Here is a 15,770-nt window from a genome sequence, read left to right on the forward strand (position 1 = left end):
GCCATCAACCGCATTTGCCAGCCGCTCAGCGTTCACCGAGTGCACGTACAGCAAGATCGGCGAGCGGATGCTGTGCGGCCGGCCAGGGCGATTGGAAAAATCCAGCAGCCCACTGCGCATCCGCCTCTTCCAGCAAGGCGGGTTGCCACTGCGGCTGGCGGTCCTTGTCGATCAACAGCGCGCGAATGCCTTCGGCAAAGTCGCCATGGGCGGCCGTATGCAGCGCCACCACGTACTCGGTGCGAAAGGTGTCGGCCAGCGTGCCGATGCCCGGGTGACGTTGCAGCTCCCAGGCCAGGCGCGCCGAGCCAGGGGCGCCGGCTGCCAGCGTTGCACGCGCGGCCTGCAGCCAGGCATCTTCGCTTTGCAATGCCAGGATTGCAGCGACCACCTCTGGTAGCGTCTGGCCTGCCACCAATTGCGCGATCAGCGCCGCATGCACCTGCAATGGGCCCGGTTCCAGCGGTTGCGCGATCCCGTGCAGGAACGCGCCGAGCTGGGCGCGATCCTCATCTGCATCGCCAGTCCAGGCATGCGCGCCCAAGGCGTCCAGCACTGCCGCGTATTGCGCATGCTCCAGGCGGACATCCGCAAGCCCGGCATAGATGGCATCGCTGGCGCCCAGCGGCGCGCCGGTCAGTGCCAGAAACAACCCGGCAGCCTGCGGCACCCGGCGCAACAGCCAGCTGCCGCCGACATCGGGGAACAGGCCCACGCTGATCTCCGGCATCGCCAGGCGCGAGCGCTCGGTGACCACGCGATGGCTGGCACCGGACATCAAGCCGATACCGCCGCCCATGACGATGCCATGGCCCCAGCACAGCACCGGTTTGGGATAGGTGTGGATGCGATGGTCGAGCCGATATTCCTCTTCGAAGAACGCAGCGGCGTGCGCATTGCCCTGCGGTTGCGCGCGACGCTCCTGCGCATCCGGCACCGCCTCGCGATGCGCGCGCATGCTCTGGTACAGACCATGCAGATCGCCGCCCGCGCAGAACGCCTTCTCGCCTGCGCCGCGCAACACCACGCAGACAATCTGCGCATCGTCGGCCCAGACACGCAGCTGCGCATCCAGCAAGCGCGTCATCTGCAAGGACAAACCGTTGAGCGTCCCGGGCGCGTTCAAGGTGGCGATGCCGATGCGATGCCCGTCCGCGCAGTCGCGTTGTTCGAACAGCACCGGCGCTTCTTCGGTTGGGCTCACATCCAGCATCAGCCATTGCTCCACTGCGGCGCGCGTTTCTCGAGAAAGGCCGCCACTCCCTCGGCCTGATCGGCCTGCTCGAACAAGTCGACGAAGGCTTCGCGCTCTGCCACCAGCGCGGCGGCATGCGTACCGTGACGGGTGGACTGCACCAGGCGCTTGCACGCCGCCACACTGGCTGGACTCTGCTTGCCGGCACGCTGCGCCCAGGCAATGGCCTGCGCGCGCGACTCGCCCTTGCCCACCACCTCTTCCACCAGGCCGATGCGGTGCGCAGTGGCTGCATCCAGACGCTCGCCCAGCAGGATCATGCGCTTGGCCCAGCCCTCGCCGACCAGGCGCGGCAGGTTCTGGGTGCCGCCGGCGCATGGCAGCAACCCGACGCTGGCTTCCGGCAAGGCCAGCTGCGCGTGCTGTTCGGCAATGCGCAGGTCGCAGGCCAGCGCGCACTCCAGGCCACCGCCCATCGCATAGCCGTTGATGGCGGCGACCGACACGCCGCCAAACGCACTCAAGGCCTCGAACGCCTCGCCGAAGCGACGCGCGGCCTCCCGTGCAGCAGCCTTGTCGCCATCGGCAAACTGCTTGAGGTCGGCGCCGGCACTGAAGAACTTCTCGCCGTCGCCGGTGATCACCAGCGCATAGATGCTGCGGTCCGCATCCAGCGCGCGTACCAGATCGCGCAAGGCTGCAAGGCTGTGCACGGCCCAGGTGTTGGCCGGCGGATTGCGCAAGGTGACGATGGCGACATGGCCATCGCGTTCGACCTGCAAGCCGGTGTGCGCCTGTGTTGCCCAATCGCTCATCGCAGTTCCTCCTCGCCGTTGAGCAGGTGGCGCGCAATGATCATGCGCATCACCTCGTTGGTACCTTCCAGGATGCGGTGCACGCGGCTGTCGCGCAGCAGGCGCTCGATCGGGTATTCGCGGATATAGCCGTAGCCGCCGTGGATCTGCAAGGCCTCGTCGCAGATCGCAAAGCCGGCGTCGGTGGCGAAGCGTTTGGCCATCGCGCACCACACGGTGGCATCGTGACTGCCGGCATCGAGCTTGCGCGCAGCGGTGTGCACCATCTGCCGCGCGGCCACCAGTTGCGTGGCCATATCGGCCAGTTTGAACTGCAGGGCCTGGAAATCGGCCAGCTTCTTGCCGAACTGACGGCGCTCGCCCATGTAGCGGCGGGCGGCATCCAGGGCGCCTTGCGCCGCTCCCAACGAACAGGCGGCGATATTGATGCGGCCGCCGTCCAGCGCCTTCATCGCCATCTTGAAACCCTCGCCCTCCTTGCCCAGCAGATTGCCGGCCGGAATGCGCACGTTCTCGAAATTCACCCCGCGCGTGGGCTGGCTGTTCCAGCCCATCTTCTCTTCCTTGCGGCCGTAGCTGATGCCGGGCGCATTGGCAGGCACCACGAAGGCGCTGATGCCGCGGGCGCCGTCATCGCCGGTGCGGGCCATCACCACCAGCACATCGGTGGCGCCCGCGCCGGAAATGAAGGCCTTGCTGCCGTTGAGCACGTAGCCGTCGCCGTCGCGCTGTGCGCGCGTCTTGAGCGAGGCCGCGTCCGAGCCGGCACCCGGTTCGGTCAGGCAGTACGAACCCAGCTTGGCGCCGCTGGTCATCGCCTCGCCCCACTGCGCGCGCACCGCATCGTTGCCGTAACTGGCGATCAACCAGGTGGCCATGTTGTGGATGCTGATGAACGCCGAGGTGGATGGATCGACCGTGGCCAGTTCCTCGAACACCACCGCGGCATCGAGCCGGCGCATGCCCAGGCCGCCCACGCCCTCATCGGTGTACAGCCCGCAGAACCCCAGCTCGGCCGCCTTGGCGATGGCCTCGCGCGGGAAGTGGCTTTGCGCATCCCAGTGCGCGGCGTGCGGTGCGAGTTCCTTGTCGGCAAAGTCGCGCGCGGCAGCGCGGAAGGCTTCCTGCTCGTCATTCAAATCGGCCGTATTGGCGTGTAGCTGGATGGCTGCATTCATGGCGATCAGGTCACTTGAGGGAGATGGTGGTGTTGACGCCGTGGCCCAGCGTTTCGTCGTCGAACCAGCGCGCGGTCACGGTCTTGGTCTGGGTGTAGAACATCACCACCTGTTTGCCGTACGGGCCCAGGTCGCCGAGCTTGGAGGCGCGCGATCCGGTGAACGAGAACAGCGGTACCGGCACCGGAATCGGCACGTTGATGCCGACCTGGCCCACGTCGATGTCTTCCTGAAAACGCCGCGCCGCCGCACCCGACTGGGTGAACAACGCAGTGCCGTTGCCGTTGGGATTGGCATTGACCAGGGCAATGGCCTCATCCAGCGTGGCCGCCTCCAGGATCACCAGCACCGGGCCGAAGATTTCCTCGTCGTAGATGCGCATGCCCGGCCTCACGCCGGAGAAGATGGTCGGGCCGACGAAGTTGCCCTGCTCGAAGCCAGGCACGCTGGGCGCGCGCCCATCCAGTTCCAGTCTGGCGCCCTGCTCGACGCCGGAGGCGATCAAGCCTTCCACGCGCGCGCGCGCCGCGCAGGAAATCAGCGGCCCAACCTCGGTGCCCGGCGCATTGCCCGCGCCCAGCGTCAGGCCCTTGGCCTTGGCCACCAGCGCCGGAATCCACTCCCGCGCCTCGCCCACCAGCACCAGCGTGGACGCGGCCATGCAGCGCTGGCCGGCCGCACCGAAGGCGGCGCCGACCATCGCGTTGAGCGTCTGTTCCTGATTGGCGTCCGGCAGCACCACGGCATGGTTCTTCGCGCCCATCATGCATTGCACGCGCTTGCCTGCCAGCGAGGCGCGCCGATAGACGTGCGTGCCAACCCTGGTCGACCCGACGAACGACAGCGCCTTGATGTCCGGGTGGTCGCACAACGCGTTGACCACGTCTTCGCCGCCGTGCACGACATTGAGCACGCCCTTGGGAATGCCCGCCTCCAGCGCAAGTTCCACCAGCCGCATGGTGACCATCGGGTCCTGCTCGGATGGCTTGAGCACGAAGGTGTTGCCGGTGGCAATGGCCATCGGAAACATCCACAACGGAATCATCGCCGGGAAGTTGAACGGGGTGATGCCCGCGCACACACCCAGCGGCTGCAGCAGGCTATAGGTATCCACGCCGTTGGCGACGTTGTTGGCCAGCTCGCCCAACTGCAGGTTGCCGATCGCCGCGGCGTGTTCCACCACTTCCAGCCCGCGGAACACATCGCCTTCGGCATCGGCCAGGGTCTTGCCCTGCTCGGCGCTGAGCAGCGCGGCCAGCTCGGGCATGTGCTCGCGGATCAGCTGCTGGTATTTGAGGAAGACGCGCGCACGTGTGCCGATCGGCGTCTTGCGCCAACTCACGAAGGCCCGGCTGGCCGCAGCCACCGCCGCATCCACTTCGCCGGTGGTGGCGAACGGCACCTGGGCCAGCACGGATTGATCGGCCGGATTGACCACGTCCTGCCAATGGGGACTGGCGGAGGTGACGAACTGGCCGTCGATCAACAGGGAGACGCGCGGGACGGAATCACTCATTGCGGGTTCGCTCGCAGAAGGTCGCTACGGATGCTTCGCATTGTTCGCACCATGACCAAGCATTCCCAGCCCGGGACTGCTTAATCGCGCTAAGCTGCCGTCACTCTTTTGCGAATCTTGCGAATGCCCCAGTCGCAGCTCCCGCTCCGCCACCAGCTCGGCCTGCGCCTGCAGCGGCTGCGCCAGCGCCACGGCCTGACCCAGGCGGAGCTGGCGCGCCGGCTCGGGCTGTCGCCAAGCTACCTCAACCAGATCGAGCGCAACCAGCGCCCCCTGACCCTGGCAATCCAGCAGCGGCTCAAGGCCACCCTGGGCGATCTCGACGGCCTGCTCGACCTGGACGACCCGGCCGCGCTGGTCGAGCCGCTGGACGACTCGCTGCGCAGCCTGGGCCATAGCCTGTCGGCTGCCGAGCTGCGCGTGCTCACCGGCAACCTGCCGCAGGTGGCCCAGGCCCTGCTGGACCTGCACCGCGCGCACCGGCATCTGCTCGAGCGTACCGCCGCACTGGAAATACAGATCGGCGCCGACCATGCCGCATTGCCCTCGCTGTCGCCGGGCGAGCAGGTGCGCGATTACTTCAATCGCGCGCACAACTATCTGCCGGAACTGGATGAGCGCGCCGAGGCGCTGTATGCCGAACTCGGCCTGACCTCGGACAACTTGCCGCTGCGGCTGCGCCAACGCCTGGCCGATCGCCACGGCCTGCTGGTGCAGGACGCGCCCGAGCTGTACAGCGACAAACGCAGCGTGGATACGCAGGCCCGCGTGCTGTGGCTGCCCGCGCACCTGCGCCCCGGCCAGCAGGCCTTCCAGATGGCCGCACAACTGGCGTTGCTGGAATGCGCGCCGTTGCTCGACGCACGCATCGCCGATGCCGGCTTCGAAGATGCCGAACGTGTCGCGCTGTCGCGGATCGGGTTGTCGAACTATTTCGCCGGTGCCCTGGTGATGCCGTATGGCCAATTCCTGCACAGTGCCCAGCGCTCCCGCTACGACATCGAATGGCTGGCCGATCGCTTCGGCGTCGGCTTCGAGGCGGTCTGCCACCGGCTCAGCACCTTGCAGCGGCGCGGCGCGGCGGGGCTGCCGATCTTCTTCATGCGGGTGGATCGTGCCGGCAACGTATCCAAGCGCCACTCGGCCACCGACTTCCATTTCTCGCATGTCGGCGGCGCCTGTCCGCTGTGGATCGTCTACGAGGCCTTCAACCAGCCCGACCGCATCCTGACCCAGATCGCGCGCATGCCTGATGGCCGGCGCTACTTCTGGCTGGCGCGCCAGGTCAGCAGCGGCGCGCCGGGCTACGGCCGCCCGCGCAAGACCTTCGCGTTGGCGATGGGCTGCGATCTGCGTCATGCCGATCAACTGGTGTATGCGCGCGGCTGGGACCTGGATGCGGTGGACGATGCGGTGCCGATCGGCCCCGGCTGCCTGACCTGCGAACGCAACGACTGCATGCAGCGCGCCTTTCCCGCACTGCCCAGGTTATCTGCCAACGCGCGTTAGCCCCGAACCCGGGTCTGCAGCGTTCTGTCAGGCGGTCTTGTTTCTCCACAGGCATCTTGCGCGTCGGCGGCGATCAGGCAGACGCTACCGCTGCACTGCAGCATTCCAACGCGAGATAGCTCACGCAAAATGCTTCATTGGAATGGAATGACTTGCGCTTCTACCCTGAAGCAGACACATGCAGGACAGGGGGACGCCAAGGCGATCGACGATCGTCGCCGCGTCACGTACACGACCAATCAGCTCCACACCGCACTACTGCAGCAACCGCCATGCCCGCGTCGGACGCGCCAGCGCGCAGCTGCGCCAGCGCGCCGCACCAGCGGCCATTAGTCCATTCGGTAACTTTGTCCTGGGAGGGATCAAACGATGCCCGTTCACCACACCGGCCACCCGGCCAGCCGGCGCCTGCGCCGCACGCCCGTGCGCGACGTCCTCACCACTACCATCGCCTGCGTGCTGGCCACCGCATTCAGTGCGCACGCACAGGACAGCGCGCCTGCCGCAACGCCGGCCACTGACGCCACCACCGCGGCGGCGCCGCCGGTCACGCTCGACAACATCACCGTGATCGGCCAGCGCGCCAGCCTGAACCAGGCGGTGCAGGCCAAGCAGATGTCCGATCACGTCATGGAAGTGATCTCCGCAGACAACATGGGCCAGATGCCCAACGTCACCGTCGCCGAAGCACTGGTGCGCCTGCCCGGCGTCAACGGCACCCGCGACCGTGGCAACGAGAGCCTGGCCACCGTGCGCGGTCTGGGCCCGCGCATGACCATGGGCACCGTCAACGGGCGCGAAATCGCCTCCTCCGAGCCCAATCGTGCGGTGCGCTGGGAAGTGTTCCCCACCGAGATCGTCTCCACCGTCAAGGTCTACAAGACCCAGTCGGCGGACCTGGTCGCCGGCGGACTTGCCGCAACGGTGGACATCTCCACCATCAGCCCGCTGGACTACACCGGCCCGGGCTTTGTCGGCACCGCCGGCCCGGTGTTCTACGACCATGCCAAGGACGTGGACGGCTACTCGCCGTGGGGCAACCGCTTCGGCGCCAGCTGGGTGCACCAGATCAACGACAACCTGGCGGTTGCGCTGGGCGCCACCTACCAGAAGCAGAAGAACTCCAACTCCTCGATCGGCAGCTGGGGCTATACCGATGCCACCACCTCGCGCGATGTGGATGGCGACGGCACTGTGGACCCCACGCCATGGGGCGCAGCCGACCAGCTCAAGCTGACCGAGCAGACCCGCACCGGTGCGATGGGCACCGTGCAATGGCGCTCGGGCAACGTCGAGTTGAAGTTCGACGGCCTGTATTCGCGTATCGAAATCGACGAAGACCAGTTGCAGAACTGGTTCAATGGCCTGGCCTACAGCACCTTCTCGACCGGCGCCAATCCCTACACCACGCCGGGCTCGTCCTACACCATCGTCGATGGCGATGTGGTGGCCGGCACGCTGGCCAACTCGAACCTGCAGGTCGACCATGTGGTCAGCCACTACAACGAGGTCAAGACGCTCACCGCCGGCGGCCTGAACGCCAAGTGGAGCGGCGATGTGTGGACGCTGGGCAGCGACCTGTCGTTCTCGCAGGCCAAGCGTGACAACACCTGGCAGGCGGTGCGCTTCGGCAGCAACCCGGACACCGTCTCGTTCGATTTCCGCCGCAGCGTCACCCCCACCATCAGCACCAGCTCGGACACGCCCGAGTGGGGCATTGCCGGCCAGACCGAGCCGCAGGGGCTGCGCGACAGGATCGCCGCGCTGGCGCTCAACGCCAGCCGCCCGGTCGATGCTGCGGCGTTCACCTCGCTGGAATTCGGCGCACGCGCCGCGCGCCGCGAGAAGCAGAACCGCCGCTTCATCAGCAACCAGTCCGGTTACGACCAGCCGATCTCGGCGTACCAGGGCCTGATCTATCCGGTCACCATGCCGGACTTGAACGTGCCCACCCTGACCGGCGGCAACATGGATGCGATCGCCCAGATCGGCTTCGGCGGTTTCGACCCGGCCACGCTCGACGAACAGTTGCTCGACCACTGGAACGTCAAGGAAGACGTGCGCGAAGCCTTCGCCAAAGCGGTGTTCAGCTCGCAGCTGTTCGGCACCGATGTCACCGGCAATATCGGCGTGCGCCTGGTCAACACCAAGACCACCAGCGACGGCTTCGATTCGGTCGGCACCACCGTGCAGGCGAGCAGCGACAGCAAGGAATACACCGACGTGTTGCCCAGCGCCACCGTCAACTTCCTGATCGACGATCAACGCATCCTGCGCTTTGCGGTGGCCAAGGTCATCGCGCGTCCGCCGCTGGACGAGTTGCGCACCGGCCGGCGCCTGGACGACCCCAACGTCACCGTCGGCCAGCTCACCGGCAGCGGCGGCAACCCGCAGCTGGATCCGTTCAAGGCCACCCAGGTCGACCTGTCCTACGAGTGGTACTTCCACAAGGAAGCGCTGGCGGCGATTGCGGTGTATCGCAAGGAAGTGGATTCCAGCATCGGCTACCGCACCGACCGCGAAGTGATCAACGGCCTGGATTACCTGGTCAGCGCGCCGTTCAATGGCGGCGGCGGGCACATCAACGGTGTGGAACTCACCTTCCAGACACCGTTCTACTTCATCCCGCACATGGAAAACTTCGGCGTCTATTCCAACTTCTCGCTGGTCGATTCCAACCTCAAGGAATTCTCGCCGGAAGACAACCCGCTGCCGCTGAGCGGCCTGGCACGCAAAACCGGCACCTTCGACCTGTGGTACAGCAACGGCAGCTTCGAAGCGCGCGTGGGTTACAAGTACCACAGCCCCTACACCGTGGTGTACGGCTGGAATGCGGCGCGTCTGGCACGGCTGCAGAGCGAAGGCACGGTGGATCTGAGCCTGAACTGGCAGTACAGCAAGCAGCTCGGTTTCCGCTTCCAGGCCGGCAACCTCACCAACGAACCGCTGCGCGCCTACACCGACAACAAGCCCAACCGTCTGGCCAACCAGGACGACGGCGGCTACCAGGTGTTTGGCCGCCGCTACTCGCTGGAAGCGACCTACAAGTTCTAGGTGCCGCTGACACCGCTGCTGCACGCCTGCTCCACAGCTGCGCGCGGTGTGCGCGATCGCCTGCGTCACTGACGTGGTGATTGCGCACACCTTCCGCACGACGGCACCGCCGCATGCGGCAGGCCGTCACCCGCTCCGCGTTTCATCTGTCGAGGAATTGCATGCGCTCCACACGCCGCCTCTGGACGCCCGCGCTGCTCGCGCTGGCTATGTCCACCTTCGCACACGCCGCTCCGGCCCCCGCCACGCTGTATCTGGGCGCGGACCTGTCCTACGTCAACGAGATGGAGGAATGCGGTGTGCAATACCGCGAGAACGGCGTGGTCAAGGATCCGTTCGAACTGTTCCATGCGCACGGCGCCAATCTGGTGCGCGTGCGGTTGTGGAACGATGCCCGCTGGACCCGCTACAGCGACCTGTCCGACGTCAAGAAGACCATCGCACGCGCGCGCGCGCAAGGCATGCAGGTGCTGCTGGACCTGCACTATTCCGACGACTGGGCCGATGGCGAAAAGCAGCTGATTCCCAAGGCCTGGGCCAGCATCACCGATACCGACGAGCTGGCGCGCACGCTGTATGGCTTCACCTACGACACGCTCAGCGCGCTCGATCGTGCCGGCCTGATGCCGGAGCTGGTGCAGGTCGGCAACGAAAGCAATTCCGATCTGATGGACAGCAAGCCGTGGGACAAGCAGCGCCCCATCGACTGGCAGCGCAACGCCAAGCTGTTCAATGCCGGCATCAAGGCAGTGCGCGACATCGGCGCACGTTCGGCGATCAAGCCGCGGGTGATGCTGCATATCGCCCAGCCGGAGAATGTGGAACCCTGGTTTGCCGCCGCGACCAAGGCCGGCGTCACCGACTACGATCTGATCGGCATCAGCTACTACCGCAAATGGTCCACCCAATCGATGGCCGAGCTGGGCAAGACCATCAAGCGCCTGCGCGGCCGCTTTGATGCCGATGTGGTGGTGGTGGAAACCGCCTATCCGTGGACGCTGGACTCCGGCGACACCTCGCACAATCTGCTCGGCGAGGACTCGCTGATTCCCGGCTACCCGGCCACGCCGCAGGGCCAGTTCCGCTACATGGTCGATCTCACCCAGCTGGTGATCGATACCGGCGGCGCCGGCGTGGTGTATTGGGAACCGGCATGGACCAGCAGCAGCTGCAAGACGCGCTGGGGCACCGGCTCGTCGTGGGAAAACGCCAGCTTCTTCGACTTCAAGCATGCCAATGAAGTGCTGCCGGCGATCGACTTCATGCGCCACCCGTATACCGGCGTGCCTGCAACCACGAGCAACCCTGCTGCGGGCGTGCAAGGCAACGCTGCAGACACCGGCAAGAGGATCCAGCCATGACCGGCATCAATCGCCGCGAGCTGCTGCGCGGCATGCTCGCCAGTGGCGTGAGCGCCGCACTCCCGATCGGTGCGACCGGTGCGTTGCCGCCCGCCATCGCCGCTGCAGCGCCAGCTGCAGGTGACACCGCCACCCCGCTTGCCGCGCTGGGCGATGCAGCCCTGGCACCGCGCGAACGGCTGCTGTTCGACTTCGGCTGGCGCTTCCATCTCGGCCACGCCAGCGACCCAGCGCGCGACTTCGGGTTCGGCACCTTCCAGCGCACCTTCGCCAAGGCCGGCAAGGACACCGCCACCGCCGCGCAACTCGCCTTCGACGACGGTGGCTGGGAACTGCTGGATCTGCCGCACGACTGGGCCGTCACCCTGCCCTTCCGGCAGGAACCGATCTCGGCCGCCATCACCGAGGAAGATCCGGCCGCCGCGCACGGTTACAAGCCGCTGGGCACCAGTTTTCCGGAAACCAGCGTGGGCTGGTATCGCCGCGTGCTGCAGATTCCTGCGGACGATCTGGGCAAGCGCATCAGCCTGGTGTTCGACGGCGTGTTCCGCGACTGCATCGTGTTCTGCAACGGCCACATCGTCGGGCGCAATGCCAGCGGCTATTGCGGGTTCGAGGTCGACCTCAGCGAGGTGCTCGACTACGGCAAGCCCAACCTGATCGCGGTGCGCGTGGATGCCACCCTGGGCGAAGGCTGGTTCTACGAAGGCGCCGGCATCTATCGCCATCTGTGGTTGAACAAGACCGACCCGCTGCATCTGCCGCAGGACGGCGTGTTCGTGCGCAGCACGCTGCAAGGTGCCACCGCCACGGCGCAGCTGTCCACCGAGGTGCGCAACGATGGCAGCGCCCCGCGCCAATGCACGCTGCAGGCGCGCGTGACCGCGCCGGATGGACGCGTCGTCGCACAGGCGGCCAGCGCCGCGGTCAGCATTGCTCCCGGCCAGGTGCACCTCATCGAACAGACCCTGCCGCTCGGCGAAGCGGCGCTATGGTCGATCGACACCCCGCAGCTCTACCGCCTGACCACCAGCGTGCACAGCGACGGCAAGGCAGTCGATGCGGTGGTCACGCCGTTCGGCGTGCGCACGGCCGTCTTCGATGCACAGCGCGGCTTCCTGTTGAACGGCGCGCCGCTCAAGCTGCACGGCACCAACAACCACCAGGATCACGCCGGCGTCGGCACCGCCATCCCCGACAGCCTGCACGAATGGCGCCTGCGCCGGCTCAAGTCGATGGGCTGCAACGCGTACCGCAGCTCGCACAATCCGGCCACGCCCGAACTGCTCGCGCTGTGCGATCGGCTCGGCATGTTCGTGATCGAGGAAACCCGCCGCATGTCCACCGACCCCGAGGCGATGGGCGAGCTGGAGACGATGGTGCGGCGCGGGCGCAATCATCCCAGCGTGATCCTGTGGTCGCTCGGCAACGAAGAGCCGCAGCAGGTCACCGAGCGCGGCGCGCGCATCGTCAGCCGCATGCAACAACGGGTACGTCAGCTCGACCCCACCCGCCCCACCACGTTCGCCATGGACAAGGGCTTTGGCGATGGCGTCGGCCAGGTCGTCGATGTGGTCGGTTTCAACTACCGCACCAGCCAGATGGACGGCTTCCACACGCAGTATCCGCACATTCCGATCTACGGCAGCGAAACCGGCAGCACCGTGTCGGTGCGCGGCAACTACCAGCGCGACGACACCCGCGGCTACACCCGCGCCTACGACACCGACCACCCATGGTGGGCCAGCACCGCCGAAGCCTGGTGGAGTTATGTCGCGCAGCGCCCGTATATCGCTGGCGGCTTCATCTGGACCGGCTTCGATTACCGCGGCGAGCCCACGCCCTACAACCGCTGGCCGAATGTCGCCTCGCAGTTCGGCGTGCTCGACAGCTGCGGGTTTCCCAAGGACAACTACTGGTATTACCGCGCGCAATGGACCAGCGAACCGGTGCTGCATCTGTTCCCGCACTGGAACTGGGACGGCCTGCTGCAGCCCGATGACAAGGGCCGTGTCCAGGTCTGGTGCCATAGCAATCTCGAAGCGGTGGAACTGCTGGTCAACGGCGTCAGCCAGGGCCTGCAGCAGGTGCCGGCCTACGGCCATGTCGAATGGCGCGTGGCCTATGCACCGGGCGTGATCGAGGCGCGCGGCTATCGCGCCGGCACACTGGTGCTGAGCGAACGCCGCGAGACGGTCGGCAAGCCGGCAGCGATCCACCTGAGCTGCGACCGCAACGCAGTGCGTGCCGACGCCGAAGACGTCGCGGTGGTCAAGGTGGAGATCGTCGACGCACAAGGCCGCCTGGTGCCGACGGCCGACACCCTGGTGCAGTTCGCGCTGCGCGGCCCTGCGCGGTTGATCGGCGTGGGCAACGGCGACCCCGCCAGCCATGAAGACGACAAGGCGCCGCAACGCAAGGCCTTCAATGGACTGTGTGCGGCCCTGCTGCAGAGCACGCGCAGCACCGGCAGCATCGTCTTGCAGGCCACCGCACCCGGCCTTGCCGCTGCCACCCTGCGCCTGGATGCCGACAAGGCCAAACCACGCGCCTCGGTGGCCTGACGCAAGCCGCAGCAGCAGCCGAAGTGATCACCAACGAGCAGGTCAGCAGCACCTGGGCGTACCGCAATGCCGGGTGCCAGGACCGGCTCCCGGCACAGTCACTGGCGCCCGTGTGCGCAAGCGGTACACAGTGGCGGCGATCAGCACCTGGCCCATCGCCGCTGGGCCACGCGATTGGGCCGCTGGCCGACGGACTCACGCATCCGCGCCCCCTGCATCCGGCGCACGCGGGAAGTAACGGCTGAGCTTTTCTTCCCACGCCTGGAACTGCTCAAGCGTGTAGGCATCCATCGGTCGCGGGTCGGCGGCGACCGCTTTCTTCTGCGCGACATACGCGATGCGCTGGGAGGACAGCTCATCCCAGGCCTTGCGCAGCATCACCGGATCGGGATGCGAGACCATCATCGCTTCCAGCAACGTGGCCTGGGCCACACGCGCGGCCAGCAGGTCGCTGAGCGCCTCGGTCACGGCCTGCATCCACTCTTGCTGTTTCTGTTCCATATCCAAACCGGACCTGCCTGATGTGCCCCACACGGTAGCGCGCCCCTTGGGACGGCCATGTGGAGCCACTATCGGCGCGGCGCAAGCGATCTCCCCCTCGCGTCACGGGATGTATTGCGCCATGCCCGCGAGCGCTCGCAAGAACTGGCAGCGGTCAGGACTCGACGCCTGCAGTGCGGGTATCGCCCCGCCCTGTCGTCCACCAGAACAGCAGCGCCAGGAGACTGGCTGCCGCGCCCAGTAGGCACACACCTTGCCAACCTGCCCTGGCATAGGTGACGGTCGCGCCGATTGCACCCAGTCCGCTGCCGGCGGCATAGAACAGCATGTAAAGGCCAACCAAGCGGCTATGCGCCTCAGGCCTGGTGCGGAAGATCAAGCTCTGGTTCGTCACATGTAGTGCTTGGCCTCCCATATCGAGCAGCACGATGCCAATGACCAGTGCCCACAATGACCACTCCATCAGCGACAGAGGCCACCAGGCCAGCAGCAGCAGCGTGAGCGCCGCTGCACTGGTGCGCTGAGCATGACCCTGGTCCGCCCACCGCCCGGCGCGCGCAGCAGCCAAGGCGCCTGCCACACCGACCAGACCGAAGGCACCGATGGCCATATGGGAGAAGCGATAAGGCGGCGCGCTCAAGGGCAGCACCAGCGCACTCCAAAAGATGTTGAATGTGGCGAACATCAACAGCGCCAGCGTGCCGCGCACTTGCAAGACCTTTTCCTGGCGCAGCAGCGTCAGCATCGAAGCGATCAGACGCGGGTAACGCATCGTCTGGGACGTCGACGGCAAGACCGGCAGCCATCGCCACAACGGAAGTGCCATCGCAACCATCAGGACAGCGGCGCAGAAGTACACACCGCGCCATCCTGCCAAATCGCTGACACCACCGGCAAACACCCGTGCCAGCAACAGACCGATGAATACGCCGCCTTGCGCTGCGCCGACCACGCGGCCCCGTTCATGGGGCGCGGCGGCACTGGCCGCATAGGCAATCAGGCCCTGCGTCATCGCTGTGCCCAACAAGCCGACGGCGAGCATGCCTGCCAGCAGTGCAGGCGCAGATCGCGCCATCGCCACGACGGCAAGTGCGACCACCAGCGCCAGGAGCTGCATAGACATCAGGCGACGGCGATTGACCAAGTCGCCCAGCGGCACCAGCAGCAGCAATGCCAGCGCACAACCGATTTGTGTGGCTGTAATGACCCCGCCCACAGCCGCGTAGCTGATGCCGAAGTCTCGAGCCAGCGTGTCAAGCAGCGGCTGAGCGTAATAGACATTTGCCACGCTCAGTCCACTTGCAACCGCAAACAGCCACACCAAGTATCGGGGCATGTTCGCAGACGGAACCGTTGGAGGATTGCTTGACGGTAGTGATGCGACAGAAATCCCCATGGTTCCAACCCCACCCAATCAAGTTGCAAATAAAAACCGATTGAAGGCTAAGCAATATGGTTTTAAAATGCAACTTTATTGATTCCCAGTCGATCGGCTCCGGAGACGCCATGCCCCCTCGCAGACGCCTTGGTGACGAACATTGCCCGGTTGCGCGATCGGTCGATCTCATTGGGGATCGATGGGCGCTGCTGATCGTGCGCGATGCCTTCGATGGTGTGCGCCGCTTCGGCGATTTCCAGCGGAGCCTGGGCGTGGCGCGCAATATCCTGTCCGATCGGCTGCGCAAGCTGGTCGATGCGGGCATCCTGGTAATGCAAGATGCATCCGACGGCACGGCTTATCAGGAGTACGTGCTGACGGCACAGGGCGACAGCCTGTTCCCCGTCGTGGTGGCATTGCGACAGTGGGGCGAAGACCACCTTTTTGAGCAGGGCGAACGTCATTCGGTGCTGATCGACAGGCGCACGGGCAAGAAGGTCGCACGCATGTCGCTTCAGGCAAAAGACGGCGCTCCGCTGCTGCCTGCGTTTACGCAGGTTCGGAAAGTGATCAATCCGTAGTCGCCCAGTTCGCCCACGCGTCTGCGGCGACTCAACGCCCAATGGTGGGCAGCCGCCCTGCTGGGTATCGCCTTCGGGCCCATCCAGGCCAGACCGGGGGCCGTTCCGCCGTTCAGAA

11 protein-coding genes are annotated in these 15,770 nt (G+C 66.1%); 5 read left to right on the forward strand and 6 right to left on the reverse strand.

Annotated features, from left to right (window positions below; genetic code table 11):
• Positions 1 to 25: 25 nt before the first annotated feature.
• From XarjCFBP7645_RS15235 to XarjCFBP7645_RS15250, 4 genes are read right to left on the reverse strand one after another with little or no spacing between them, the layout of a single operon-like run.
• Complete coding sequence (locus tag XarjCFBP7645_RS15235) at positions 26 to 1,213, reverse strand: enoyl-CoA hydratase/isomerase family protein (RefSeq protein WP_104538813.1); 1,188 nt, start codon at positions 1,211 to 1,213, stop codon at positions 26 to 28.
• Entirely contained in the window at positions 1,213 to 2,010 is a 798-nt protein-coding gene (locus XarjCFBP7645_RS15240; RefSeq protein WP_104538198.1) for an enoyl-CoA hydratase, read from the reverse strand. The genes XarjCFBP7645_RS15235 and XarjCFBP7645_RS15240 overlap by 1 nt, the downstream gene beginning before the upstream one ends.
• A complete protein-coding gene (locus XarjCFBP7645_RS15245) occupies positions 2,007 to 3,188 on the reverse strand; it encodes an acyl-CoA dehydrogenase family protein (RefSeq protein ID WP_104538199.1) in 1,182 nt (393 codons plus the stop codon). Before XarjCFBP7645_RS15245 ends, XarjCFBP7645_RS15240 begins: the two co-directional genes overlap by 4 nt.
• Positions 3,189 to 3,198: 10 nt before the next feature.
• On the reverse strand, positions 3,199 to 4,704 hold the full coding sequence (locus XarjCFBP7645_RS15250; RefSeq protein WP_104538200.1) for a CoA-acylating methylmalonate-semialdehyde dehydrogenase: 1,506 nt from the start codon (positions 4,702 to 4,704) through the stop codon (positions 3,199 to 3,201).
• A gap of 123 nt (positions 4,705 to 4,827) precedes the next feature.
• Between XarjCFBP7645_RS15250 and XarjCFBP7645_RS15255 the strand changes: the two genes are divergently transcribed.
• The 4 genes from XarjCFBP7645_RS15255 (at position 4,828) to galA (ending at position 13,192) form a co-directional block, all read left to right on the forward strand.
• Positions 4,828 to 6,213, forward strand: coding sequence for a short-chain fatty acyl-CoA regulator family protein (locus tag XarjCFBP7645_RS15255; protein ID WP_104538201.1), 1,386 nt, complete (start codon positions 4,828 to 4,830; stop codon positions 6,211 to 6,213).
• 369 nt (positions 6,214 to 6,582) lie between these two features.
• Positions 6,583 to 9,267 (forward strand): TonB-dependent receptor, encoded by a 2,685-nt coding sequence (locus XarjCFBP7645_RS15260; protein WP_104538202.1) that lies wholly within the window; start codon positions 6,583 to 6,585, stop codon positions 9,265 to 9,267.
• Positions 9,268 to 9,428: 161 nt separating this feature from the next.
• On the forward strand, positions 9,429 to 10,628 hold the full coding sequence (locus tag XarjCFBP7645_RS15265) for a glycoside hydrolase family 53 protein (RefSeq protein ID WP_104538203.1): 1,200 nt from the start codon (positions 9,429 to 9,431) through the stop codon (positions 10,626 to 10,628).
• Positions 10,625 to 13,192 carry a beta-galactosidase GalA gene (gene galA / locus XarjCFBP7645_RS15270; RefSeq protein WP_104538204.1) on the forward strand — a complete coding sequence of 856 codons (2,568 nt, stop codon included), beginning with the start codon at positions 10,625 to 10,627 and terminating at the stop codon, positions 13,190 to 13,192. Before XarjCFBP7645_RS15265 ends, galA begins: the two co-directional genes overlap by 4 nt.
• 195 nt (positions 13,193 to 13,387) lie before the next feature.
• Here galA and XarjCFBP7645_RS15275 read toward each other — a convergent pair whose 3' ends face one another.
• Both XarjCFBP7645_RS15275 and XarjCFBP7645_RS15280 read right to left on the reverse strand, forming a co-directional pair.
• Positions 13,388 to 13,693 (reverse strand): hypothetical protein, encoded by a 306-nt coding sequence (locus XarjCFBP7645_RS15275; protein WP_053051653.1) that lies wholly within the window; start codon positions 13,691 to 13,693, stop codon positions 13,388 to 13,390.
• A 154-nt stretch (positions 13,694 to 13,847) separates the two neighbouring features.
• Positions 13,848 to 15,089: an MFS transporter gene (locus XarjCFBP7645_RS15280; RefSeq protein ID WP_104538205.1), complete on the reverse strand. Its 1,242-nt coding sequence runs from the start codon at positions 15,087 to 15,089 to the stop codon at positions 13,848 to 13,850.
• Between the two features lie 110 nt (positions 15,090 to 15,199).
• Here XarjCFBP7645_RS15280 and XarjCFBP7645_RS15285 point away from each other — a divergent pair, with 110 nt between their 5' ends.
• On the forward strand, positions 15,200 to 15,652 hold the full coding sequence (locus tag XarjCFBP7645_RS15285; RefSeq protein WP_104538206.1) for a winged helix-turn-helix transcriptional regulator: 453 nt from the start codon (positions 15,200 to 15,202) through the stop codon (positions 15,650 to 15,652).
• Positions 15,653 to 15,770: the final 118 nt, after the last annotated feature.

This window comes from Xanthomonas arboricola (assembly GCF_002940665.1).
Lineage (GTDB): Bacteria > Pseudomonadota > Gammaproteobacteria > Xanthomonadales > Xanthomonadaceae > Xanthomonas > Xanthomonas arboricola_B.

Coding starts and splice junctions, on each gene's coding strand:
- XarjCFBP7645_RS15265 (WP_104538203.1), top strand. CDS start 9,429: ATGCGCTCCACACGCCGCCTCTGGACGCCCGCGCTGCTCGCGCTGGCT.
- XarjCFBP7645_RS15285 (WP_104538206.1), top strand. CDS start 15,200: ATGCCCCCTCGCAGACGCCTTGGTGACGAACATTGCCCGGTTGCGCGA.
- XarjCFBP7645_RS15275 (WP_053051653.1), bottom strand. CDS start 13,693: ATGGAACAGAAACAGCAAGAGTGGATGCAGGCCGTGACCGAGGCGCTC.
- XarjCFBP7645_RS15280 (WP_104538205.1), bottom strand. CDS start 15,089: ATGGGGATTTCTGTCGCATCACTACCGTCAAGCAATCCTCCAACGGTT.
- XarjCFBP7645_RS15260 (WP_104538202.1), top strand. CDS start 6,583: ATGCCCGTTCACCACACCGGCCACCCGGCCAGCCGGCGCCTGCGCCGC.
- XarjCFBP7645_RS15235 (WP_104538813.1), bottom strand. CDS start 1,213: ATGCTGGATGTGAGCCCAACCGAAGAAGCGCCGGTGCTGTTCGAACAA.
- galA (WP_104538204.1), top strand. CDS start 10,625: ATGACCGGCATCAATCGCCGCGAGCTGCTGCGCGGCATGCTCGCCAGT.
- XarjCFBP7645_RS15250 (WP_104538200.1), bottom strand. CDS start 4,704: ATGAGTGATTCCGTCCCGCGCGTCTCCCTGTTGATCGACGGCCAGTTC.
- XarjCFBP7645_RS15245 (WP_104538199.1), bottom strand. CDS start 3,188: ATGAATGCAGCCATCCAGCTACACGCCAATACGGCCGATTTGAATGAC.
- XarjCFBP7645_RS15240 (WP_104538198.1), bottom strand. CDS start 2,010: ATGAGCGATTGGGCAACACAGGCGCACACCGGCTTGCAGGTCGAACGC.
- XarjCFBP7645_RS15255 (WP_104538201.1), top strand. CDS start 4,828: ATGCCCCAGTCGCAGCTCCCGCTCCGCCACCAGCTCGGCCTGCGCCTG.